This is a genomic window from Shewanella zhuhaiensis, assembly GCF_022484835.1.
GTDB lineage: Bacteria > Pseudomonadota > Gammaproteobacteria > Enterobacterales > Shewanellaceae > Shewanella > Shewanella khirikhana.
In genome coordinates, this window is sequence record NZ_JAKUDL010000004.1 from 1 (window position 1) to 23,717 (window position 23,717).

The window sequence follows — 23,717 nt, forward strand, 5'->3', positions numbered from 1 at the left end:
GCCAGACGCCTAATTTGGGCTTAGCCCAAAGGAGCGGTAGTTCAGTTGGTTAGAATACCGGCCTGTCACGCCGGGGGGTCGCGGGTTCGAGTCCCGTCCGCTCCGCCAATTTACATGAAGCCTCGTCAGAAATGACGGGGCTTTTTTGTTTGTTCAGGATTACATGAGCGGTAATTCAGTTGGTTAGCTTTTTATTAGAGCAAGCCAGCCTGTCACCCCGGGGGCGTGGGTTTGAGTCTCGTCTAACGCCGTCCTTGCTTATCAGCCCAGTTCGGCATCCATGCCTTTCGCTCGCGGGCACATCGCTTCGCGACACTCGCCCGCCAACTTACATGAAGCCTCCACTGGGCGTGCCCGACATAAATGACGGGGCTTTTTTGTATTTATCGCGCCATAAAGTGCTGCGCACTTTAGGGCTCGACTACCAACTTAAGACGAAAGCCTCTGCAAGCGCTTGCAAATAAGGATTCGAGCTCTCTTCGTTTCTGATTTCTTTCCATAGTCTCTGAACACTCCCGCAGCCCACCGCCGTGTGTCCCTGTTTGTCTGATTTTGCGTTCCGTCATCCGTCTGGCCGGGTTTGAATGTTACACTCGGACTTTATTGAGATTTGTCGGGATAAGACAGTGGATCAGGAATACAGACTCGAACTGGTGAATTGGCTGACCTCTATGGGCTTGCGCCCTGAGGATTCAGAAGGACTTTCCATGATTGCCTTGTTGGGCGCATCGCTTATCATCGCCGTTATCGCCTATCTGATAGTGCGTCGTGGTGTCGTGCGTGCCATGAATCTGGTGATCCAGCGCTCCAGCGTGACCTGGGACGATGTGTTTATGAACCACAAGGTGCTGGAAAAGCTCTCCATGCTGGTGCCTGTGATGGTGCTGGATCTGCTGCTGCCCATAGTGCTGGCCGAACACAAGCTGGCGGCGAATCTTGCTGATCGGCTGATCAATGTGGCTCTGGTGGTATTTCTTATCCGCGCCCTCTATTCGGCCCTCGATGCCGTGAACGACATTGCTGATGCCCGCGAGATAAGCCGCCGGCTGCCAATCAAGAGCGTGGTTCAGCTGATAAAACTGTTCCTGTTCTTTGTGGGTGTCATCATAGGTATCTCGGTGCTGGCAGATCAGTCTCCGGTTATCTTCCTCTCCGGCTTGGGTGTGGCCACCGGTTTGGTGATGTTGGTGTTCAAGGACACTATTCTCGGTTTTGTCGCCGGTATTCAGCTGGCAGCCAACCGAATGGTGAGCAAGGGCGATTGGATCCAGATGGACAAATACGGCGCCGATGGTGCTGTGGAAGAAGTGTCGCTGACCACGGTGAAGGTACGCAACTGGGACAATACCCTGACCATGATCCCGGCTTATGCGCTGGTGTCAGATGCGTTTCGTAACTGGCGTGGTATGTCTGAGTCTGGCGGCCGTCGCATTAAGCGGGCGCTGAACATCGATATCAACAGCATTCGCTTTCTAACGGAAGACGACAGGGCGCGGCTGGAGCGGATTAATCTGCTGAAGAAGTATTTACCTGAGAAGGTAACTGAAGTGACCGAAGCCAATGCGGACGTGGCCGATATGGACGTGATGGTCAATGGTCGGCGCCTGACTAACGTGGGCACTTTCAGGGCCTATTTAACCGAGTATTTGCGCCATCACGATAAAATTCACAAGGGTATGACCCTGATGGTGCGCCAGCTTGCGCCCACCACCGAAGGCTTGCCCATCGAACTTTATATCTTTACCAACGATACCCGCTGGGTGGTGTATGAAGGTATTCAGGCCGATATTTTCGACCATATCTTTGCCATCTTGCCGGAGTTCGATTTGAGGGCGTTCCAAAACCCCACTGGCCAGGATATCCGCAGTATTCGCGCTAATTCTTAATAGCGAGTAAGGCTGCCAGGCTGACAAAGACGCCGCCGCTGGTTCTGTCGAACCAGTGCAGGCGGTTGCTGGCACTGAGCTTGGGGGCCAGCATGCTGGCGAGACTGGCATATATCATCACAAAGCTGAAGTCGACCACCGCCCAGGTACCAGCCAGAATGGCCAATTGAGGTCCCTGCGGCGCACTCATATCGATAAACTGCGGAAACAGGGCCGCAAAGAACAGCAAGTCTTTGGGATTGCTGATCCCCACCAGAAACGCCTGTCTGAACAAGTCCACAGCCGTTCCCTTGCCTTTTGGCATTTCCAGCTTGATATCGCTTGGGTGAGCTTTGGTGAGCAGCAGTTTTATACCCAAATACAAAAGATAAGCCGCGCCGCACCATTTCAGCACTGTAAAGCCGTATTCGGTTGCGGCCAGCAGTGCGCCCAGCCCTGCCGCCGATGCCAACATCAGACACAGCGCGGCCAATACACTGCCCAGTGCGGTTGCCAGCGAGCGCTTTTTGCCAAAGTGCATGCCATGGGACATGGACAACATGGCCATGGGGCCCGGCGATATGGCGATCAGCAATATGGCGGCAAGATAGAGTAAAAAGGTGTCGGGGCTCATGGGATTGTATACAAAAACAGGATTGGCCGAACTATAGCCAGTTCGGCCTGCTCAGGCAAAGACTAATTGTCTATTTGGTATGGCCGCGCTTATTTTTCGCTGGGCACATAATCGGGAATTGCTTTGGGAAAGCGGCCACGAATGCCACGATAGAACTCGATGATGCCATCCATATCGGCCTGCATATCGCCTGTGGTCGGCCTTGGGGCGGCTATCACTATCTTGCGCTCGGCAAAGTCCAGTCCCACGGTGACGATAGGCACATTGGCCTTAACGGCAATGTGGTAAAAGCCGGTTTTCCAGCGGCTAACATTGCTGCGGGTGCCTTCGGGGGCCAATGCCAGCTTGAATTCGCGGTCTTCTTCGAACAGAGCGCTTACTGCATCCACCAGATTGTTGTTTTTGCGTCGGTCGACCGGACTGCCGCCAATGGCGCGGAAAAACCAGCCCCAGGGTGGAATAAACAGCTGATGCTTGCCCAAAAAGCGGATGCGCTCGCCCAGGGCGCCACGGGCCATCACGCCCACGATAAAGTCCCAGTTGCTGGTGTGGGGCGCGACTGTGATGATGTAACTGGGCAGGGCGGGTAAGTCGCCCTCAAAGCGCCAGCCGGTGAGTTTCATCAGCAGGCGACATAATGCTTTAAACATGAGTCTCGATTTTTGTTGTTGGTTTATTTGAGGATTCTAGCCTTAATCCTCCCGGGTTGCCTCTGTTTCTACTGTGATGCGGTTTGCAGCTTAAAGCGCTGGCTTCCCAGATTTCGGCCTTTGCCGTCGTAACGCACTTCGGTAAAGCTGATATGGCCCCGAGTATCCTGCAGCAGCAGGCTGGTCGAGCGGGTGCCGTATTCATTATGGCGGATGTAAATAGACGACAGGCGCCGTTCCCATTCGAGGCTCACGCCGGTTTGTGGCAGGCGGGTATCTTCAGGACGGGACTCATCCCGCATCATTTCCAGCAGCAGCGCTTCATCCGGCATTCCCGGGGCGCTGACCAGGGCTTCCAGCGCTTGCTGCCCTTTGGCCATCTTGGGCCAGATATCATCCATGGCGCCGTTGCTGATGGCGTGACAGCCGGGGGAGAGCTGCTCCAGACTGCGTTGCAGGCTGTTAAAGCAGTAAAACGTCTGACCTGACCCAAACACCAGGTTAAAGGGGTTATAACTTGGCGCCTGTTTCTCAAGCCATGGAACAAAGGCGTCATCGCCTGACAGGTATTTTGGGATAAGCTCACCTCGGCTTCGGCGATTGTCACTGTGATCGGCGGGGCTGCGGATATTGGTGAGTGCGGCGATACTGCCGCTGCGATTCAGTCCAAGCCAGGTGCCACCGGCCAGTAAATCTTTGCCTGCCAGCAGGTTTTGCTCTGGTGGCCAAAAGTGGGCGGGTTCGGTGGGTCTGTGGTGAAACTCGTCTCTGTTGGCACAGAGGATAAGCGGATAGTCGGGGTTAACCCCAATCGCCATAAACAGAATGCACATAGCAGCGCCGGTTGGTCGGTGATGTACTCAGCCTAACCATAGCCCGGCGTTTTGAACAGTCTGAAATCTCAGGACTGAGTGGGATCAGTGATGATGTCCGTGATGGCCGTGATCGTGATGATGTGGCTTGGGCATGCGACCATGCCAGAGCCTGCGCAGAAACTTACGTGGTCCCAGGCGCAGCAAACTGGCGGCAAACAGCAGCGATACCAGTGTCAGTGCGGCGATTTCAATCTCGTGGGGCAGGTGCCACAGGGCTGCAGCTTCAGGGGCAAGTTGAGCGCCAACCAGCAGCAGGATCGCCAGCAGTGCCAGGGCGGCTATTCGCAGCTTGATGCTCATTCCCGTCAACTGACGAATGCTGAGCCATGGTGCGGCCAGCAGCACCAGCAGTACCGCCGGGGCAGACCAGCCACTGTAGGCCAGCGACATCGCCAGTACAGTGCCGCCCAGATTACAAAAGCGCATTGGCAGCAACACCACCAAGAGCACAGCCAGTTGCAACCAGGGGTTGGACAAAGGCACCGACGGATGACCAATCAGATTGGCCAGCACCAGACTGAGCAGTACCCATGGAGCGCTGCGGTCAACCAAATGGCTGAAACCAAAGCCAAAAGCATTTCCGGACTGCTTGCCGTGGGGATCCACAGGCACAATCCGCGCCTGTGTTAGCAGAGTGCCAATCAAAAAGAGTCCCAGTGCCTGCGCCAGTGCATACACAGGGCCAAGCATCCAGGCTGTTACCACCAGAGCCTCGGGGCCAGCGAGCCGTTGCAGCCAGGCGAGGGCGGGTTTGTCGGTGTCCGGGCGTATGCCCAGCTTAAAGCGCAACGCCGCCACGGCATAAGCCAGTAGCAGCGCAGGGGCTAATTGCATCAGCCAGTGCAGCAGTTGCTCGCTGCCGTGATGGTGTTCGTGGGCATGACCACTGTCGGCCACCGCCAGCAGCACGAACAGCAGCACTATGCCCAACAGGCTGCCGATCCCGGCCTGATATTCGTGGCTGTTATCGCCCGCATTGGGCTGGCCATGGGGCTGGTGCAGCACCACGTGCAGAATGGAGCCGGTCACAAAGGCTTGCAGGAAAACGGTATTTTCGAGGCTCAGACGCTCAATGATTTGCTCGCCACCGAAGAAGCCAACGGCAGTCAGCAGCATCATTCCCAGCAGAATAAGCAGGGTCCAACGGGCGCCGATTTGTGGTTTAAGCAGCCACCAAATAGCCAGACCCACCGGCAGTCGGTGCAGTACAACCCCAAGCGCCAGCAGCGCCGAGCCGCTTTCGTGGGTGGCCAGCACCATGGCACCACCATCGGTAATGGTGTGCAGCATCAGGCCGCCAATCCCCAGGATCAGGGTGAGGTTGTGGGTTAAATCGGAATAGCGATGGAACAGTTTTTCGCTGGCTGTCGGGCCCCAAAGCCCCAAAAACACAAACAGCAGCGACAGCAAACCGCCATGGGCCAGCAGTTCGGGCAGTATGTGGATCAGCACCAATCCGCCCAGCGAGACGAAGATAAAGCCGTCCAGCCCCTTCTGCAGCCCATTGCCGTTGGCAATCAGGCGATAACACAGAGGGCCCAGAAGAAGGGCGATGCAGCTGGCAAGCAGATAAAACATGAGGATCCGGTGCGATTTGAAAAACGCTGTAGTATACCAGTTGCGAGCTAAATGAGCAGTGCCCTGTCAGGAATTTACTGTTGCTGACTTAAGTGGGGGTGGCACTCGCCATAAATGTTAAATTTCCAAGTGAGTTTCGCTGAAACACAGTACAATATTCAAAGTTTTGGATTCGCCACCATAAGTATTCGCCATGGATATTCTGTCAGCAGCAGTGATGTTGTTTTTGATCATGGACCCCCTGGGCAACCTGCCCATTTTTGCGTCCATTTTGCGTCATATCGACCCGAAGAAGCGTCGTAAGGTGTTGATCCGCGAGCTGCTGTTCGCGCTGATCATCATGCTGATGTTCCTGTTTGCCGGCGAAGCTATCCTCAGCTTCCTGAATCTGCGCTCTGAATCGGTGAGCATCGCTGGCGGTATCATCCTGTTTTTGATTGCCATCAAGATGATTTTCCCAAGCCCGGGTGGTGTCACAGGTCTGCCCGCCGGTGAAGAGCCCTTTATTGTGCCGATGGCGATTCCGCTGATGGCTGGCCCTTCTATTCTGGCTGCATTGATCCTGCTGGCCCACACCGACAGCAGTCGTATGCTGGATTGGACGATTGCACTGGTGTCTGCCTGGGCGGTAAGTGCCTTTATTTTGATGTTTTATAAGGGCTTTACCCGCATCCTTGGCGAAAAGGGCCTGACGGCGGTCGAGCGCTTAATGGGCATGGTGCTGGTGATGATTTCGGTACAGATGTTCCTCGATGGCGTAGCCAACTATCTGAATAAATCAGTGGGTTAACGGCCATCTTCTGTGCTTGGCAGGCGGTTTGGCTTGCCAAGCTTCCAAGCGGGTGCGAATATCTGGATATTGTATCCATATTCTAAAATCCCATGTCTGCCTGTCTCATGCTTTGTGCTCTGGCCCTCCCCGCAACCGATCTGCTGCCCTATGAAGGCGTGCCCCGCGAGGCGGAGCGTCGCGACAACCGCGGTAACCTGTATTTGCCTGCGGTCTACACCGACCTTGGAGCCTGGCACGGCTACCATCAGGCGACTGACAGCGCCCGTGGCCGCTTTCCCGGGCCTATGATTATCGCCGAGGAATACAGCATTCATCTTGCCGATGCCATTGAAGTCTGGTCGGTGGCCGCCGATGGCGTGGCGCAGGTGCCCGAAACAGCCGCTTTCAGTTCCCGCAGCGAGCCCTGGGGCCTGTTTCAGCAGCTGCAGTGGCCGGTCGCCAGCCTGACGCTGGCGCTTGAGTACCTTGATAGCCGTACCGCCATTGCCAGCACACGCATTACCAACACCTCCGATAAAAGCATTCAATATCAGCTCAAGCGTGAAGGTGCGCCCTTTGCCGTGCACAAGGTGGGGCCACTGACCCATGCACCTGTGTTGGGCGCAGTTGAGGGGAGCCGCTCGGTGCAGTGGCCCATGGTGAGTGTGCGTGACACCTGGAATCTTATGCTGAGTGATGCCAGTTTTCAGTTGGTATTTGAAGACAACCCTGAGCTTGAGTTGACCCCAAACAAGGGGTACACAGCGACCACATCCATTACGCTGGCACCCGGAGAAACCAGGCAGTTTCGCACCGCCCACAGGTATTTTCACACCGACAAAGAGCGCACCGGCTGGCAGCTCGATTGGGGGCAGGTAGACGCTGAATTGGCAGCGAATCATCAGCGCTGGCAGCAGCGCTTTGCCCGGCTCACTCCGGCAGGCGACCAGGCACTGGATGCCGTAGCTGCCAAGGCGCTGATGACCTTGGCGCATAACTGGCGTTCGGCCGCCGGTGCCATCAAGCGCGATGCCATTACGCCGTCTTATTCGTACAAGTGGTTCAATGGCGTTTGGGCCTGGGACAGCTGGAAACAGGCGGTGGCGTTGGCACGGTTTGACAGCGGGCTTGCCAAGTCCAACGTCGAAGCCATGTTTGATTACCAGTTTGGTGCCGACGATCCCATCAGGCCACAGGATGCAGGTAGTCTGCCCGATGCGATTTTTTATAACCCCAGCCCCGACAGAGGCGGCGATGGTGGCAACTGGAATGAGCGCAATGGAAAGCCACCTTTGTCGGCCTGGGCCGTTTGGGAGATTAACAATCAGGCTCATGACAAAGAATTTGTAAAGCGTATGTACCCAAAACTGCGGGCATACCATCAGTGGTGGTATCGCAACCGCGACCATAACCGCAATGGCTTGGCGGAATATGGCGCCAATGTGCATCCGGCCCATGTGAAAGACGGCAAGGCCGATCGCGAAGCGATTGTGCAGGCGGCAGCCTGGGAGTCGGGGATGGATAATGCTCCCCGTTTTGATGACCGATCTGGCCTGCAAGTGCTTGAGAACCGCGATGCAAAGGGCAACTTGCTTGGCTATTCCCTGAGCCAGGAGAGTGTGGATCTCAACGCCTATCTGTTTGCCGAGAAACACTATTTGGCCAAGCTTGCCGATGGTTTGGGAATGGCTGAAGAAGCCGAGAGCTGGCGCGATCAGGCAAGCGTATTGGGCGAGCAAATTCGTCAGCTGATGTGGGATGAAGACAGCGGCTTTTTCTACGATATCGACAGCGAGTCAGGTAAGCCTCTTATCCAGGCCGGTAAAGGCGTGGAGGGCTGGATCCCGCTGTGGGCCGGTGTTGCCAGTCAGGCGCAGGCCAAGCGGCAAATCGCCGCCCAGCTGGGCGAAGACAGCTTCGGCACCTATATTCCGTTTCCAACGGTCAGCAAGGATAACCCCCATTTCGATGCCAGACATTACTGGCGGGGCCCGGTGTGGCTGGATCAGCTGTATTTTGCCCTCGAAGGCCTCGACAAGTACGGTGAAAGGGATAAAGCCATTGCGCTTTCGAAGGCGCTGTATCAGCGTGGCATCGGCATTATGGGCACGGCGCCTATTCACGAAAACTACCACCCACTGACCGGCGAGCCACTGCATGCCACCAACTTCAGTTGGTCGGCGTCGGTGTTGCTGCTGATTCATCAGCGCTGGCTCAGCGGCCCCAAGCCGTAAAATTTGCTGAACCCGGCCTGAACACCTTGCAGATACCCTTGTTGCAGCATTGAGACAGCAAAAGACTGCTGTTAATGTTCTGTTCCCGGGCTGTTGCATCTTTTGGATGATGCCCGGAGCGCGGAAAGCACAGCGCAGCTCTCCTCGCAGGCTACACTTGAGTGATGCTCAGAAATCCCGAGCGGTAAGTAAGAACCAACCACAGAAAATTGGTTCGAAGGAAGGTTTAGATGGTCAAGACATTCAATATCCCCAAGCTGAGTGCGCTGGGGATCCTGCTGGCATTAACTGCCGGCAACACCTTTGCGGCCCCGGTGGCCGGCACCCCGGCTGACAGCGGGGTTATCAACAAAGAGCGGGTACTTTACTGGCTTATCAAGCGCGGCGAAGTAGCGGCAGATGCCAGCGAGGCCGAAAAGGCCGAAGCGGTAGAAGCCTTTATCGGCCGTGCCCGCAGCCAGACGCCGGCAATTGTCGAGCAGCAGATCCGCGAGCAGAGCCAGTTAACCCAGGCACGTCAGCGGCAAAAAGCACGTTCATCGCTGCAGGCAGTAGCCGATGCCGACGTGACCAAAACCGTTAAGGTTTTGGGCGTACTGGTGGACTTTCCTGATTTGCCCCACGATAACAACGGCCTGGTTGCCGGTGATACCGACATGTATTACAGCAGTTATCCGGTGGCCCACTATCAGGATTTGCTGTTTTCCACCACGGGCTTTAATGGCCCCTCGAATCAGAATCTGATCTCCGGTTATCAATACTTCCAGCAGGCATCCGGTCAGTCTTTCTTCTTCACCGGTGCTGTGCGTGACTGGGTGCGGGCCGACAATAACGCGGCTTACTACGGCGGCAACGATCCGGCCAACGACGATAACGATAAAGCCGTGCCTGAACTGGTGCTCGAAGCCGTTACCAAGGCGGTTGCCGGTATGAGCGCGGCCGAGCTTGCCAGCTACGACATTGAAGATCCTTACGATGTGGATGGTGACGGCAATCTCGATGAAGCCGATGGCATTATCGACCACATCATGCTGTTCCACTCCAGCATTGGCGAAGAGGCCGGTGGCGGTAAACTTGGCGATGATGCCATTTGGTCACATCGCTTCTTCCTTAGCAGCGATACCCAGGGCAAGTACGGTAAAGCCGTTACCGGCACCAGCCTGCGCGCATATGGCTACACGGTGCAGCCCATTGATGCGGCTGCCGGGGTGTGTACCCACGAATTTGGCCACGATCTTGGCCTGCCCGACGAATACGACTATGACAACAGCGGCGACGGTTCTCCCGTTGGCAGCTGGTCATTAATGTCCGGCGGCAGCTGGACAGGCACAGTGGCAGGCTCTGAGCCCGTGGGCTTCAGCCCCTATGCCCGCTCTTATCTGCAAAAAGCCTACAAGGGTAAGTGGGTGAATGAGCAGCAGGTGGATTTCGATAGCCTCAATGCCTCGGGAATGGAATACACCTTGGTTGAAGGTGTGAATGCCAACGGCGTAAACCAGCTGTCGCTGAAGGTGCCGCTGGCCAATGTGCCGTTCAAGGCCCCTTACGCCGGTGATTATCAGTACTATTCCAGTCAGGGCAACAACCTCAATAACGCCATGTCGTTCAACATCGACTTGCCTGCGGCCGCATCTCTGACCTTGAAGATGTACGCCCATTGGCAAATTGAAGACGACTACGACTATATGCAGGTGCAGGTGGATGGTACCCCCATTCCCGGCAACAACACCCAGGCAACCAGTTACTACTCCCATGGTACCCATGTGATTACCGGTAGCTCCAACGGCGCCTGGGTCGAGCTGACCTACGATCTGAGCGCCTATGCCGGTATGAGCAAGCAAATCAGCATTGTGTATCGCACCGATGAGTTTGAAGGCGGCTATGGTATCGCCATCGACAACCTCAGTGTGGTGTCGGGTACTGCTACCCTGTACAGCGATGATGCCGAAACCGATGGCAAGATGACCCTGGCCGGCTTCAGCCGTATCGACGATACCCGTCCGGGCGAAGAGCAGCGGTATCTAATCCAGCTGCGCAGCCACAACGGCATCGACAAAGGGTTGGCAAGCCACAACTACGACCCGGGTGTGGTGGTGTGGTTCGAGAACTTCAATTTCACGGATAACAACACCACCAAACATCCGGGTGAAGGCCTGATTGGGGTGGTGGATGCTGATCAGAACCTGATTGGTAACTATGGCACCGACGTGCAAATCCGTGATGCGGCATTCAGCACCCGTCAGCAAACGCCTTACACCCAGGATCAGCACTTAAGCCCTGTGAGCCTGTTTGATGACTCGCAGGATTACAGCGCGCCGCTTAAGCCTCAGGCAGGTATCAAGCTGCCCAAGCTGGGCTTGACCATGGAAGTGCTGGAGCTGGCGAGCGATAACAGCAGTGCCCGTGTGCGCATCAAGAAGCACGATGGCAGCACCACTGAGCCTGCGGCTCTGACGGCAGACATTGGTGTGTCATTCAGTGATGCCACTGCAAGCTTTACCAGCAATGCTGCCGGTGGCGATGGCAGTTACACCTATGCCTGGAACTTCGGTGTGGCCAACGCCACCTCTACAGTGGCTAACCCCAGCTACACGTACGGCAGCAGCGGTGACTACACAGTTACTCTTACCGTTACCGACGGTGCCGGTGCCAGTGTCAGCGACACCCAGCAGGTATCGGTAACGGCGCCGCTGGTGGCCAGTTTCAACCAGAGCGTAAGCCAGCTCAGCGTGACCTTCACCAATGCCAGCAGCGGCGGTGACGGCAACCTGAGTTACAGCTGGAGCTTTGGTGACGGCCAAACCAGCACGGCAGCCGCCCCAAGCCACACCTACGCGGCAGCGGGCAGTTACACTGTGACTCTGACCGTGACCGACGGCAAGGGCGTCACGGCGAGCCAAAGCCGTACCGTGAGTGTGACCGCGCCCGTTACCCCAACCGAGGGTAACAGCAGTGGCGGAGGCGGTGGTGGCAGCCTGGGTTGGCTGGCGCTGCTGGCACTGGGCTTTGCAGGTGTTGCACGTCGCCGCTGAAGTTAAGCCTTAACAAAAAAACGCCCCTTTATGGGGCGTTTTTTATGGGCTGATTTGCTGCATTGTAAAGTGCTTGGTGCCTGCAGCCTCTGCTCGGTTCAATCGCGTTTACGGCGGTAGTGGCTTTTCACCATGGCATCCAGCAGCACCTGGGTACTGAGATGTTCAAAGTTCTGCGCCGATGCCAATTCATCAAACAGCGGCGCGCCGCCGCCAAGCACAATCGGCAGGCGGGTGATGATAAGCTCATCAATCAGATCGGCCGCCATAAAGCTCTGTACCGTTTTGCCGCCGTCAATGTAAAGCTGCTGAAAACCACGTCCATTGAGCATGGCGACCAGCGAAGCCAGGTCGCCGCTGACGAGTTGCGCTTTGTCTGCGTGGCTTGGCGGGATCTCAGTCAGGCTGTTACTGAGCACGAATACCGGCACCGGGTAGGGCCAGTCCACATCGAAACTGCACACGGTCTCGAAGGTGGTGCGTCCCATCACTATGGCGTCTATGCCTGCTAAAAATTCACTCCAGCCAAAGTCTAGCCCATCGGGATTGGGTACGGCGTGCAGCCAATCCAGACCGCCATGTTTATCGGCAATAAAACCGTCGAGACTGGTTGCGATATAAACGATATTGGCCATCTGCACGCTCCGTAATCACTGGTTGCTGAGGATGATGTCCATTGCCGCGGGCAGGAAAATTTCGCTCACGGTCAGCTCTTCATCTTCGCAGCCAAAGTAGCGCCGACGGCCCCATAATCGACCTTGGACATTTTGTCCCAGGCTGGCCGCAAGGCTCGCCAGGGTGCCGCAGGATTGGAAACCGGCCACTTCGATGCGGCCCGGAGTAAAGTGGCTGCTTGAGAATAACAGTTCGCCCAATGGACGGTCGCCAAGGCCGGTAAGCTCATCGCCGCAGCGCGCCAGTAACGACTCGGGCACCAGGGTGCGGGCAAATACCCAGGGGGTGCCATCGAGGATAAGCAAGACTTCGCGCACCCAGGCATGAGGCAATTGGCTCTCGTGCGGGGCGGTTTGCAGCAGGGCTTCACCCAGCACTTTTACTTCAAAATGGCGGCAATGGGACTTGAGTTTGGCGGTCAGACTACCGGTGGCCAACAGCCATTCGGTCAGGGGCGTGGCGGGCAGGGCCTCAAGGTCGTCCGGGGCAAACCAGCGGATGGATTCACCGTAAGGAAAACTGAGACTGGTCACACTCATGGGTTGCTCGCTACAATAGAAAAGTACAACGGCCCAAGTCTATCATGTTGATGTGGCTGTCGATAGTTGGCGACCGGACGCATATCCGTTCACAAGGAGTTCAGGTTTTGATGAAACAGATACTGACACTGGCATTAGTAGTGCTGTCACTGGGCATGCCCGCGTGGGGCGAAGAAGAGAAAAAGCTGGAAGAATACGCCTACTACGGCTTCGAACCTGAAATCGTCACCAACTATATTTCCAACCGCAAAAAGCTGGGCTTTGTGCGGATCAGCGTTGAGCTGATGGTGAAAAATCCGGACGACCTTATTCAGCTTGAGCGCCACGATCCGCTGCTGCGCGCCGCCATTATCGAGATCCTCGGCAACCAGCCGGAAGAAAAGGTGAAGTCACTCACCGGCCGCGAAGAAATTCGCCGCGAATGCTACGATGCCGTCAATCGCCTGATTGAAGCCGAAACGGGTAAGGCATTGATAGTTAACTTGCTGTTTACCCGATACCTTTACGACTGATTGCTGCAAACGGCGCCATCGGGCGCCGTTTTTCCTGCCCATGAAACCCAAACAAACCCAAGGCAAGGGGCTTCACCCCGATAACGCCCACCGTGATGGTTATGACTTTGGCGCGCTGGTGGCAAGCTTCCCGCCGCTGAAAGCCTTTGTGCGCCCCAATGCTTATGGCAATCCCTCCATCGACTTTGCCCGCCCTGAGGCGGTGAAGGCGCTAAACTGCGCGCTGCTCAAACACCACTACGGCATTCAGGGCTGGGATATTCCCAAGGGCTTTTTATGTCCGCCGATACCGGGACGGGTGGATTATCTGCATCACCTCGAAGATTTGCTGACACAAACCCCGGCGGCTGAAGGCTTGCCTGTGCTGGATATAGGCACCGGCGCCAACGGCATTTATGCGCTGTTGGCGGCGAGCCGTTTTGGCCGCGAGGTGGTGGCTACCGACATCGCCAAGGCGTCGCTGGCCAATGTAGCCAGGGTACTTGCTGCCAATCCGCAGCTCAACGCGCGGGTGAGTTTGCGACATCAGACCAACCCCAAGCGCATTTTCGCCGGGGTGGTGACGGATGAAGAGTGCTTTGCCGCTTGCGTCTGTAATCCGCCTTTCCATGCCAGCGCTGACGATGCTGCCGGTGGCAGCCGCAAAAAGTTGGCCGGGCTTGCCAAGAGCCGTGGCAATCAGACTGGTAGCGCCGAAAAGGCCGGGGCGCCACGGCTTAATTTCGGTGGTCAGGACGCAGAGCTGTGGTGTGACGGCGGCGAGCGCCGCTTCCTGCTGCGGATGATTGAAGAGAGCGCCAGGCGGCCGCAGTTGTGCCTCTGGTTTACGTCTTTGGTGTCCAAAGGGGAGAATGTGCGCCCCTGCAAGCGACAGCTGGAAAAATTGGGCGCCGCCGAAGTGAAAGTGCTGGAGATGCACCAGGGGATGAAGATCACCCGGGTGCTGGCCTGGCGTTTTAACTGAAGACTCAAAGCAGGGGCTATTGCCCCTGTGACCACAAGAGTTGTCCGGCGCCACTGAGGTCGTAACCGCCCAGCATAGCTGCCACCTGGCGGGTATCCGGGGCGGCGAGCATGCCCAGCAGCTGCTGCAGCTGGCGTCTGAAATAAATGCCCTGAGACATCACAAAGTCAAACGACTCGGTCAGCAGCGGCACAAAGGCAAGGCCGCTCTCGCGGGCCACCGCCTGACAACCAAAGCCAATATCCGCATCGCCTCTGGCGATATAGCCCGCCAGCTCGCGCTCGCTGAAGGCGGTAAAGCGCACATCCAAATCAGTTATGCTGCTGCCCTGCGACACCAGCCAGTGCTCCAGATGTTGCTGACTGCCGGCGCCATTCTGGCGTCTGACCCAGCGCAGCGGCTGGGCAATAATTTCGCTTTGCTGCTGCACTCTGTGGTGCAGGTCGGGGCGGACAATCAGCCCCTGCTGGCGCTTGTAGCCGTGTACCAGAATCCATTGCTGGTGGTTTTGATAGCCCTTCAGCAGCCCGGTGTGGCGGATGTTGCGCTCATCGAAACTGCCCCAGTGCAGGGTGCAGACATCGGCATAGCCCTTGGCCAGCAGCTCCAGCCCCAAGCGGGAGCCGGTGGCGCTGTAGCTCACCAGTTCGCGGCTGCCGATTTTTCCCATGAGCCTGGCAACCAGCATCGACAGCAGCGGGTCGTCACTGCCGCTGATAATCAAGCGGTCGGTCAGCATGCCGCTGTGGCAGGAATCCATGACCCAGCGGTCAATAAGCACTTTTGGAAACAACCACTTGCCCGTCACTTTGGTGGCGGGAAGAATGCGGTCGTTGGCCATGGCGTAAACTTTCTTCTCATTGAGATCCAGATACTCGGCCACCTGTTTGGCGCTCATGTACACCAGTTGTGCTTCGTCGGTCATCGTCCTTGTTATCCCTTCGCCATATCGAATTGAATGTTATCGGCGCCGTTGTACACCAAAAAGTGTCTGCCCTTGGCGCGGGCAATCATGGTGATGCCCAGCTGCTGGGCCAGCTCCAGCCCCATTTGGGTCACGCCGCTGCGGGACAGCAGCACCGGAATGCCCATCTTGGCCACCTTGATCACCATCTCTGAAGTGAGCCTGCCTGTGGTATAGAAAATCTTATCGCCGCCGGTTTCGCCCTTAAGCCACATCTCGCCCGCCAGGGTATCCACGGCATTGTGGCGGCCCACGTCTTCGACGAAGGAGAGTATTTCTTCGCCTTCGCACAGGCCGCAGCCGTGCACGGCGCCAGCGTTTTTGTAGGTCTCGTTATAGTCGTTGATATTACGAAGCAGCCCGTAAAGGGTGCTCTGTTTAAGGCCGGGTACCGGCAGTTGGATCTCATCGAGTCCGGCCATCAAATCGCCGTAAACCGTGCCCTGGCCGCAGCCGGTGGTGACGGTTTTTTCAGACAGCTTCTTGTCCAGATCTTCAATGACTTCTTTGGTGATCAGTGCCGCTGAGTTTACGTCCCAGTCAACAATCACCGACTCGAGCAGGCTCAAGTCTTTAATAAATCCCTGATTTTTCATGTACCCCAGCGCCAGTGCTTCGGGGCGGGCACCCAGCGTCATCAGGGTCACTATCGGGCGCCAGTTCAGATACAAAGTCAGCGGCCGCTCGCAGGCTATCTGCTTGTCGAGCACGGCGCCGGTTTCATCCACGGCGGTCACCCCTATGGTCAATGGGGCTTCGGCAGCGGTTTTGATAAAGCGGGTGTGGGGTTTTTCGGCCGTCATGGCAAACCTCGTTGGAGAACCTGACAAGGTCTTAGCAAGTATCGTACCCGGCGACGAAAGTGTGATCCCGACCGGGGCTTTTCCGAGCTTTTGCACTCGCTGGTGGGCGTTCTGTCCCACCCGTAAAAGCAGGTGGGACAAATTGTCCTATAATCAGCAGGGTTTTGATGATCCAGTTCAAACTTCTCCGGCCCTGCGGCTGGCACCCTTCTTGCAGTCTGGGTGTAGAGACCTGGCCGGGGCAGTGCCGCTCCCGGTCGTAATCCCAAGAGGATGAGAGAAGATGCAACACACTCAAAGCGTTTGGCCCATGTATGTGTCGCTCAGGAAAGTACAAAAACAGGTGGGGCGTTGGGCTTCAACCAGTTGGGAACTGGATCAGGTGGTGCCTGCCAGTCAGGGCCCGATCGAAGGCGCAACCCTGGTGCTGCTTGAGCTGTATCTGGATGAGCGCGCCAGCTATCGCCTGAATCTGGACATGGACAATCCCATGCTCTACGTCGTCTGCGATGAGCTGGAAGATGGCGCTTGGGTGCCCATGGCCATCAGTGCCGATCAGAATGTGGCCGCCGGATGCCTGGAAGGCGATACCCCGGTGCTCAATATGCCCATGCCCGAAGCCGTGGCTTGCTGGATTGAGGCCTTTATCACCCGCCATGGCGAGGTGGAAATCAGCGCCCATCGCCGCAAGCACGTTAACCGCCGCAAGGAGCTGGCCGAAGCGAACGCACGGAGGCCCTGATGAGCGATACCTCCCAGGGTTTCCTGAGTCGTTGGCAGGCGCGCCGCGAAGCGGTTGCTGCCGAGCAAGCTGCTGAAGACGTCGAGCTGACGTCGGCGGCAGAGCCGTCATCGCCTGATAGTGCCGATACCGTGGCCGCAGAGGCCAGCGCAGAAACCGCTATTGATGCCCAGCAGCCTGCCGTTGATGGCGCCGAAGAAGCCGAACTTGCCGCCGAGCCCTTGCCCGATCCGGAAAATATCGAAGTGGGCGGCAGTTTTGCCCGCTTTATGTCCAACGATGTCGACCCCTTAACCCGCACCGCAGCGCTGCGCGCGCTGTGGAAACAACCACAGTACAACCACATAGATGGCTTGATTGAGTACGCCCTCGACTATTCCAACCAGCCCAAACTGAGCGTCGATGCTTCGATGGAGCTGGCCAAGAAGGTGTTCCGCCATGTCGTTGAATCCGCTACCGAAGAGGTGGAAGCAGAGGCGAGCGCCCTGGCAGCCACCACGGAGGACAATTTGCCTGAGGTCGCCGACGAGGTGTCCCAAAATGGCCAAGCACAAGGAGACGAACCTCAGGGCCCTGTCGTTTAGGGTTAGTTTAGCCGAGTTTAATGTCCACAAATCTGGTATGTGAATTGCTGTATTTAAGCTGGTCAGCCGGCGCCAAGTAGCGCAAAACAAACAAAAAAACGGCGGCTCTTACGTACAGAAACAGCCAAAGAACTGTTCAGGAACGCAACGTGAGCATTAGTCAAACAACACACAGAGCCGGGCACAGTGAAATACGCCGTCAGGTTCTTGCACAAACCCGCATTCTCGGGAACTTGATTCCCCCAACGGTGAGCTATTCCACCGAGGGGCATGTTTTGATTGTCGGCGCCGAAGACATTGCCAGGCTCGCGGCCGGGCGTTTGTCCGCCATGGCGAGCCGGGTGATCCTGGCCACCGACGATATCACCAGCCAGGATGAAACCCATCTGGAGCAGGTGATGGCCGCTGCCCCCGAGGTCGAAAGCTTCTACAACAAACTGGTGTCCATCAAGGGCTTCCTCGGTCAGTTTCAGGTGACCGTAGAGCAAAATGGTACCCAGGCCGCGCTGTCCACTGTGGCCATTCGTCGCCCCCATTTCGACGTGGTATTGGACCTGTCCATCGAGCCTGCCATCAACCTCGAAATGCTGCCACCCGGTTATTTCCATGTGGGTCAGGATGGCGCCAAGCTTGAACAGGCGCTTGAGCAAATCCCTGATCTGGTAGGGCAGTTCGACAAGCCCCGCTACGTGAAGGTGAACGCCGACCTGTGCGCCCACAACCGCAACGGCCTCAGCGGCTGTACCCGTTGCCTCAATTTCTGTCCCGCCGATGCCATTCAGAGCGTGGAAAAGAAAATTGAGATTGACCCTTACCTGTGCCATGGCGCCGGTAGCTGTACCAACGCCTGCCCAACCGGCGCCATCAGCTACGACCTGCCCAATCCTCAAGCGCTGCACAGCTTCATTGGCAAGCTGGTGAGCCGCTTCCGCGAAGAGGCCCAGGAAGCTCCGGTCATGCTGTTCCACGATCAAAACCAGGGCCAGGCGCTGATTAACGATGAGCTGCCCGGTGAAGTGTTGCCGGTGGCGCTGGAAGAAATCACCGTGGCCTCGATGGACCACTGGTTGGCCGCGCTTGCCTGGGGCGCCCGCGAAGTGCTGGTGCTCAACACCCAGGCCACGGCGCCTACTCTCACTTCCATGCTCAAGGGCGAAATCGAGCTGGCTTGCCGCATTCTTACCGAGATGGGTCAGCCTGCTCGGGTACGCCTGATTGATGAAGCTGAATTGGCCGCGCTGACGCCAGCACTCGATATCAGCCTCGATTGGCCGGTGATAGTGCCTGCGGCCTTTGGCGCCACCACCAAGCGCGAAACCCTGTACGCCGCCATCGATCATCTCAATGCCCAGGCCGCTGGCGTGACCACGGTTGTACCCATGGGCAATGTGCCCTTTGGTCAGGTGAAAGTGGCTGAGGCCAACTGCACCTTGTGTATGTCCTGTGTGGCCATTTGCCCCACAGCAGCACTGACCGACGGCGGCGATGAGCCCAAGCTGCTGTTTACCGAGCAAAACTGTGTGCAGTGTGGCCTCTGTGAAGCCGCCTGCCCCGAGAAGGTCATCAGCCTCAGTGCTCAGGTGAACTTCGACCCCGAAAGCCGTAAGGCCGCCAGGGTGCTCAAGGAAGAAAAACCATTCGAATGTGTGCGCTGCGGCGCGCCCTTTGCGACCCAATCCATGGTGCACCGGATGCTGGATATGGTCGGCATGCACTCGGCATTTGCTGCCAACATCGAACGACTCAAGATGTGTGGCGACTGCCGTGTGAAAGACATGTTTGAAGACATTCTTCAAGATCCGGAAAAGCAACTGAGGTAAGAGACGCGCTATGACCCAAGCCATTCGACAAGTATCAGAAAACGATCAGTTCCGGGCCGATATCTACCAGTTGTTGGCGGCCTTGCTGCGCCGCGCGCCTTCTGCCGAGCTGCTGGCCTTTTTGCAGGCGCTGGAAGTGGACGTGGATGAAGACAACGACATGACCCGCGCCTGGGCTGCACTGAAGCTGGCCGCCGGCCAGTTCAGCCCCGAGCAGCTGGAAGACGAGTATTTCACCCTGTTCCTCGGCGTCGGTTGCGGCGAAATCCTGCCCTACGGCAGCTGGTTTATGACAGGTTCGCTGATGGACACGCCGCTGGCGCTCCTGCGTCAGGATCTGGCCCAAATGGGCTTTGAGCGCGAAGAAAACGTCAAGGAGCCGGAAGATCACGTGGCCGCACTGTGCGAAGTGATGGGCGTGCTCATCCTCGAAGCGCCGGGCTATCGCCAGCTGGCCTTCTACCAGCGCCATATCGGCAGCTGGATAGAGCGCTTCTGTGACGCCGTGGCCAAGGCGCCCAGTGCCGCGTTTTACGGCACAGTGGCTCAGCTTGCCAAGGCCTTCTTTGCCGTGGAAGCCAATGAGTTTGAACAACTGAGTCTGGACATTCCGGTGAATTGCCCGGGCTCGGCCGATATTGCCCCAGCCAGTCAGGAAGCCGTTGAGGTTCACTGAGGGGTAACAGTAAACAGGCGGCTTCGGCCGCCAACCAAACAGCCGGCTCAGGCCGGATCCGATAACAACAAGGAGACAACATGAAGAAGCCAGCTTCCGAAATGAGTCGTCGTGAACTGCTTAAGGCGCTTGCCATCGGCGGTGGTGCGGTTGCCGCAGCCACTGTAGCCGGTAGTGCCACTGCTGCAGCCCCAACCGAGGCCGCGTCAGAAGAGCAAAGCGATAAGTACCGCGAGACAGAACATATCCGCAATTACTACGCCACCCTGCGCAACTGAGCAGCCGGGCATTAACTTAAACCAAGGAGATTAAGATGCGATTGACCCGCACCTCCACCGAGGCCCGTCAGGCTGAAAAGCCCCGCCTCGGCATGAATCGCCGTCAGTTCCTCAAGTCTGCCGGTTTTGCTACCGGTGGTATCGCCGCTGCTTCCATGCTGGGTACCGGCATGATGCGCCGCGCCGAGGCCAAAGACGTGCCACACGATGCGCCTACCGAAGTGAAGCGCACCATTTGTTCTCACTGCTCCGTTGGCTGCGGTATCTATGCCGAAGTACAAAACGGCGTTTGGACCGGTCAGGAGCCAGCCTTCGACCACCCATTCAACCAGGGCGGCCACTGTGCCAAGGGTGCCTCTCTGCGTGAACACGGCCACGGTGAAAAGCGTCTCAAGTACCCAATGAAACTTGAAGGCGGTAAGTGGAAGAAACTGAGCTGGGATCAGGCTATCAACGAAATCGGCGATAAAATGCTGAAAATCCGCGAAGAGTCAGGCCCCGATTCCGTGTACTTCATGGGCTCGGCCAAGTTCTCCAACGAACAGTCTTACCTGTACCGCAAACTGGCAGCCATGTGGGGCACCAACAACGTCGACCACTCTGCCCGTATTTGTCACTCTACCACTGTAGCCGGTGTGGCCAACACCTGGGGCTATGGTGCGCAAACCAACTCCTTCAACGACATGCGCAACTCCAAGTGCATGCTGTTTATCGGCTCCAACCCAACCGAAGCGCACCCAGTTGCCATGCAGCACGTGCTCACAGGTAAAGAGCGCGGCGCCAAGATCATTGTGGTTGACCCACGTTTCACCCGTACTGCAGCCAAGTCTGACGAGTACGTGCATATCCGTCCCGGTACCGACATCCCCTTCATCTACGGTCTGCTGTGGCATATCTTCGAAAACGGCTGGCACGATGAAGCCTTCATCAAGTCACGTGTGTACGGCATGGAACGTATTCAGGACGAAGTGAAGCGCTGGACGCCGGAAGAAGTGGAACACGTGGTGGGCGTGCCCAAGGCACAGATGTACCGCGTGGCCAAGATGATGGCCGAGCACAAGCCTGGCACCATCGTTTGGTGTATGGGTGGTACCCAGCACCACGTAGGTAACGCCAACACCCGTGCTTACTGCATTCTGCAGCTGGCGCTGGGCAACATGGGCGTGTCCGGTGGTGGTACCAACATCTTCCGTGGTCACGATAACGTGCAGGGCGCCACCGACTTCGGTCTGCTGTTCGACAACCTGCCTGGCTACTACGGCCTGACTTCCGGTGCCTGGGGCCACTGGAGCAACGTGTGGGATCTGGACCCTGCCTGGGTTGCCGGTCGTTTCGACCAGGGCGAGTACATGGGCAAGAAGCCACAGACCACGCCCGGTATTCCTTGTTCTCGCTGGCACGACGGCGTGCTGGAAGACAAGACCAAGATTGCACAGAAAGACAACATTCGTCTGGCCTTCTTCTGGGGTCAGTCGGTTAACACCGAAACCCGTGGCCGTGAAGTGCGTGAAGCACTGAACAAGATGGACAATGTGGTGGTGGTTGACCCCTTCCCAACCATGGCCGGTGTAATGCACCAGCGCACCGACGGCGTGTACCTGCTGCCTGCCGCGACCCAGTTCGAGACTTACGGTTCTGTCACTGCCTCTAACCGCTCGCTGCAGTGGCGTGATCGGGTTATCGAGCCACTGTTTGAATCCCTGCCTGACCACGTGATCATGTACAAGCTGGCCAAGAAGTGGGGCGTTGAAAAAGAATTCTGTAAGCACATTCAGGTCAACGGCGACGAGCCGCTGGTGGAAGATGTGACCCGCGAATTCAACCGCGGCATGTGGACCATTGGTTACACAGGTCAGAGCCCTGAGCGTATCAAGATGCACCAGCAAAACTGGGGCACCTTCGATGTGAACAGCCTCGAAGCACCCGGCGGCCCAGCCAAGGGTGAAACCTACGGTCTGCCATGGCCATGTTGGGGCACTGCCGAGATGAAACACCCCGGCACCCAAATCCTCTACCGTACCGACCGCGAAGTGCGTTTCGGTGGTGGTAACTTCCGTGCCCGCTTCGGTGTGGAGCACGAAGGCAACAATATCCTGGCCGAAGGCACCTACTCCAAGGGCGCAGAAATTCAGGACGGTTACCCCGAGTTTACCGCCGACATGCTCAAGCAGCTCGGCTGGTGGGACGACCTGACCGAAGAAGAGAAGAAGCATGCCGAAGGCAAGAACTGGAAGACCGACGTATCCGGCGGTATCCAGCGCGTTGCCATCAAGCACGGCTGTATTCCTTACGGTAATGCCAAGGCCCGTTGTATTGTGTGGAACTTCCCTGACGATATCCCACTGCACCGCGAGCCGCTGTACACCCCGCGTCGCGACCTGGTGGCCAAGTACCCCACTTACGATGACCGCATGGTTCACCGTCTGCCAACCCTGTACAAGTCAATCCAGGAGAAGGACTTCGCCAAGGACTTCCCACTGGCACTGACCTCCGGCCGTCTGGTGGAATACGAAGGTGGTGGTGAAGAAACCCGCTCCAACCCATGGCTGGCAGAACTGCAGCAGGAAATGTTCATTGAAATTAACCCTGCCGATGCTGCTGACCGCGGGATCCGCGATGGTGACGACGTGAAAGTACATGGCCCTGAAGGCGCCGTGATCACAGTTAAAGCCATGGTGACCCCAAGGGTGATTGCCGGTGAATGTTTCATGCCATATCACTTTGCGGGCATCTTTGAAGGTGAGAGTCTGGTTAAGAATTATCCTGAAGGCACAGTGCCTTACGTACAGGGTGAATCTGCCAACACAGTGCTGACCTATGGTTATGACCCTGTGACTCAGATGCAGGAAACCAAGTCCAGCCTGTGTCAAATCACCAAAGCCTGACCGTAACTTGATGAGGAGAAAGCCATTATGGCAGTCATGAAATTTCTGTGTGACACCAAGCGCTGCATCGAGTGTAACGGTTGTGTCACCGCCTGTAAGAACGAAAACGACTCCGCCCTCGAGTGGGGTATCCAGCGTCGCCGTGTAGTCACCATCAAAGACGGTGAACCCGGCGAGGCCTCAATCTCGGTTGCCTGTATGCACTGTACCGACGCCCCCTGTATGGCGGTGTGCCCGGCGAACTGCTTCTACAAGACCGAAGACGGCATAGTGCTGCACGACAAAGATACCTGTATCGGTTGTGGCTACTGCTTCTACGCCTGTCCTTTCGGTGCCCCGCAGTTCCCGAAAAAGACCGCCTTTGGCAGTCGCGGCAAGATGGATAAGTGCACCTTCTGCGCCGGTGGTCCAGAGGAGAACTTCTCCGAGGCCGAGCGTCAGAAGTACGGTGCCAACCGTATCGCCGAGGGCAAGCTGCCCATGTGCGCCGAGCTGTGTGCCACCAAGGCCCTGCTCGCCGGTGATGCTGAAGTGGTATCCAACATCTACCGTGAGCGCATGGCCGCCCGTGGCAATCCCAACGTTGTCTGGGGCTACAACCCCCAGACCGGTGAGATTAACTGAGGCCAAGCTGT

21 protein-coding genes and 1 tRNA gene are annotated in these 23,717 nt (G+C 57.0%); 14 read left to right on the top strand and 8 right to left on the bottom strand.

The features are described from left to right. Positions 1-30: 30 nt before the first annotated feature. Together MJ923_RS11905 and MJ923_RS11910 are read left to right on the top strand one after the other, a co-directional pair. Positions 31-108, top strand: a tRNA-Asp gene (locus MJ923_RS11905). A 563-nt stretch (positions 109-671) separates the two neighbouring features. Further along, positions 672-1,886 (top strand): mechanosensitive ion channel family protein, encoded by a 1,215-nt coding sequence (locus MJ923_RS11910; RefSeq protein WP_420854483.1) that lies wholly within the window; start codon positions 672-674, stop codon positions 1,884-1,886. On the opposite strand, the gene MJ923_RS11915 is transcribed toward MJ923_RS11910, so the two are convergent. The 4 genes from MJ923_RS11915 to MJ923_RS11930 all read right to left on the bottom strand — a co-directional run bounded on the left by MJ923_RS11915 (position 1,876) and on the right by MJ923_RS11930 (position 5,602). Next, entirely contained in the window at positions 1,876-2,499 is a 624-nt protein-coding gene (locus MJ923_RS11915; protein WP_240591287.1) for a LysE family translocator, read from the bottom strand. The two genes, MJ923_RS11910 and MJ923_RS11915, sit on opposite strands and share 11 nt — an antisense overlap. 89 nt (positions 2,500-2,588) lie before the next feature. After that, positions 2,589-3,149, bottom strand: coding sequence for a lysophospholipid acyltransferase family protein (locus MJ923_RS11920; RefSeq protein WP_240591288.1), 561 nt, complete (start codon positions 3,147-3,149; stop codon positions 2,589-2,591). A 68-nt stretch (positions 3,150-3,217) separates the two neighbouring features. Beyond that, positions 3,218-3,982: an NRDE family protein gene (locus tag MJ923_RS11925; RefSeq protein ID WP_240591289.1), complete on the bottom strand. Its 765-nt coding sequence runs from the start codon at positions 3,980-3,982 to the stop codon at positions 3,218-3,220. An 84-nt stretch (positions 3,983-4,066) separates the two neighbouring features. Then, the gene (locus MJ923_RS11930; protein WP_240591290.1) at positions 4,067-5,602 is read right to left on the bottom strand and encodes a ZIP family metal transporter; all 1,536 of its coding nucleotides are present in this window, start codon (positions 5,600-5,602) and stop codon (positions 4,067-4,069) included. A gap of 193 nt (positions 5,603-5,795) precedes the next feature. On the opposite strand from MJ923_RS11930, the gene MJ923_RS11935 reads away from it, so the two are divergent. The 3 genes from MJ923_RS11935 (at position 5,796) to MJ923_RS11945 (ending at position 11,640) form a co-directional block, all read left to right on the top strand. Further along, positions 5,796-6,392 carry a YhgN family NAAT transporter gene (locus MJ923_RS11935; RefSeq protein ID WP_126168824.1) on the top strand — a complete coding sequence of 199 codons (597 nt, stop codon included), beginning with the start codon at positions 5,796-5,798 and terminating at the stop codon, positions 6,390-6,392. A gap of 92 nt (positions 6,393-6,484) precedes the next feature. Then, the gene (locus MJ923_RS11940; protein WP_240591291.1) at positions 6,485-8,608 is read left to right on the top strand and encodes an MGH1-like glycoside hydrolase domain-containing protein; all 2,124 of its coding nucleotides are present in this window, start codon (positions 6,485-6,487) and stop codon (positions 8,606-8,608) included. Positions 8,609-8,838: 230 nt separating this feature from the next. Beyond that, complete coding sequence (locus MJ923_RS11945; RefSeq protein WP_240591292.1) at positions 8,839-11,640, top strand: immune inhibitor A domain-containing protein; 2,802 nt, start codon at positions 8,839-8,841, stop codon at positions 11,638-11,640. Positions 11,641-11,738: 98 nt separating this feature from the next. Here the strand turns inward: MJ923_RS11945 and MJ923_RS11950 are convergent, their stop codons facing one another. Continuing rightward, positions 11,739-12,275, bottom strand: a complete 537-nt coding sequence (locus MJ923_RS11950; RefSeq protein WP_240591293.1) for a dihydrofolate reductase family protein — start codon at positions 12,273-12,275, stop codon at positions 11,739-11,741. A gap of 15 nt (positions 12,276-12,290) precedes the next feature. Then, positions 12,291-12,854, bottom strand: a complete 564-nt coding sequence (locus MJ923_RS11955; RefSeq protein ID WP_240591294.1) for a chorismate--pyruvate lyase family protein — start codon at positions 12,852-12,854, stop codon at positions 12,291-12,293. Between the two features lie 155 nt (positions 12,855-13,009). Here MJ923_RS11955 and MJ923_RS11960 point away from each other — a divergent pair, with 155 nt between their 5' ends. Next, on the top strand, positions 13,010-13,366 hold the full coding sequence (locus tag MJ923_RS11960; protein WP_418856630.1) for a flagellar basal body-associated protein FliL: 357 nt from the start codon (positions 13,010-13,012) through the stop codon (positions 13,364-13,366). 40 nt (positions 13,367-13,406) lie between these two features. After that, positions 13,407-14,330, top strand: coding sequence for a 23S rRNA (adenine(1618)-N(6))-methyltransferase RlmF (gene rlmF / locus MJ923_RS11965; protein ID WP_240591295.1), 924 nt, complete (start codon positions 13,407-13,409; stop codon positions 14,328-14,330). Positions 14,331-14,346: 16 nt separating this feature from the next. Here rlmF and MJ923_RS11970 read toward each other — a convergent pair whose 3' ends face one another. Together MJ923_RS11970 and MJ923_RS11975 are read right to left on the bottom strand one after the other, a co-directional pair. After that, positions 14,347-15,255 (bottom strand): helix-turn-helix transcriptional regulator, encoded by a 909-nt coding sequence (locus MJ923_RS11970; protein WP_240591296.1) that lies wholly within the window; start codon positions 15,253-15,255, stop codon positions 14,347-14,349. Positions 15,256-15,263: 8 nt separating this feature from the next. Beyond that, complete coding sequence (locus MJ923_RS11975) at positions 15,264-16,097, bottom strand: formate dehydrogenase accessory sulfurtransferase FdhD (RefSeq protein WP_240591297.1); 834 nt, start codon at positions 16,095-16,097, stop codon at positions 15,264-15,266. 283 nt (positions 16,098-16,380) lie between these two features. Here MJ923_RS11975 and MJ923_RS11980 point away from each other — a divergent pair, with 283 nt between their 5' ends. From MJ923_RS11980 to fdh3B, 7 genes are all read left to right on the top strand, one after another. Next, positions 16,381-16,839 carry a DUF3305 domain-containing protein gene (locus tag MJ923_RS11980; RefSeq protein ID WP_126168815.1) on the top strand — a complete coding sequence of 153 codons (459 nt, stop codon included), beginning with the start codon at positions 16,381-16,383 and terminating at the stop codon, positions 16,837-16,839. Next, positions 16,839-17,423 (top strand): DUF3306 domain-containing protein, encoded by a 585-nt coding sequence (locus MJ923_RS11985; RefSeq protein WP_240591298.1) that lies wholly within the window; start codon positions 16,839-16,841, stop codon positions 17,421-17,423. The genes MJ923_RS11980 and MJ923_RS11985 overlap by 1 nt, the downstream gene beginning before the upstream one ends. A 149-nt stretch (positions 17,424-17,572) precedes the next feature. Beyond that, positions 17,573-19,243, top strand: a complete 1,671-nt coding sequence (locus MJ923_RS11990) for a 4Fe-4S dicluster domain-containing protein (RefSeq protein ID WP_240591299.1) — start codon at positions 17,573-17,575, stop codon at positions 19,241-19,243. 10 nt (positions 19,244-19,253) lie between these two features. Further along, positions 19,254-19,919, top strand: a complete 666-nt coding sequence (locus MJ923_RS11995; protein ID WP_240591300.1) for a TorD/DmsD family molecular chaperone — start codon at positions 19,254-19,256, stop codon at positions 19,917-19,919. Between the two features lie 80 nt (positions 19,920-19,999). Next, positions 20,000-20,197, top strand: coding sequence for a formate dehydrogenase (locus MJ923_RS12000; RefSeq protein WP_240591301.1), 198 nt, complete (start codon positions 20,000-20,002; stop codon positions 20,195-20,197). A gap of 35 nt (positions 20,198-20,232) precedes the next feature. Beyond that, positions 20,233-23,082 (top strand): formate dehydrogenase subunit alpha, encoded by a 2,850-nt coding sequence (locus tag MJ923_RS12005; protein WP_240591302.1) that lies wholly within the window; start codon positions 20,233-20,235, stop codon positions 23,080-23,082. Between the two features lie 27 nt (positions 23,083-23,109). Continuing rightward, positions 23,110-23,706 (top strand): formate dehydrogenase FDH3 subunit beta, encoded by a 597-nt coding sequence (gene fdh3B / locus MJ923_RS12010; protein ID WP_240591303.1) that lies wholly within the window; start codon positions 23,110-23,112, stop codon positions 23,704-23,706. The last annotated feature ends 11 nt before the right edge of the window (positions 23,707-23,717 follow it).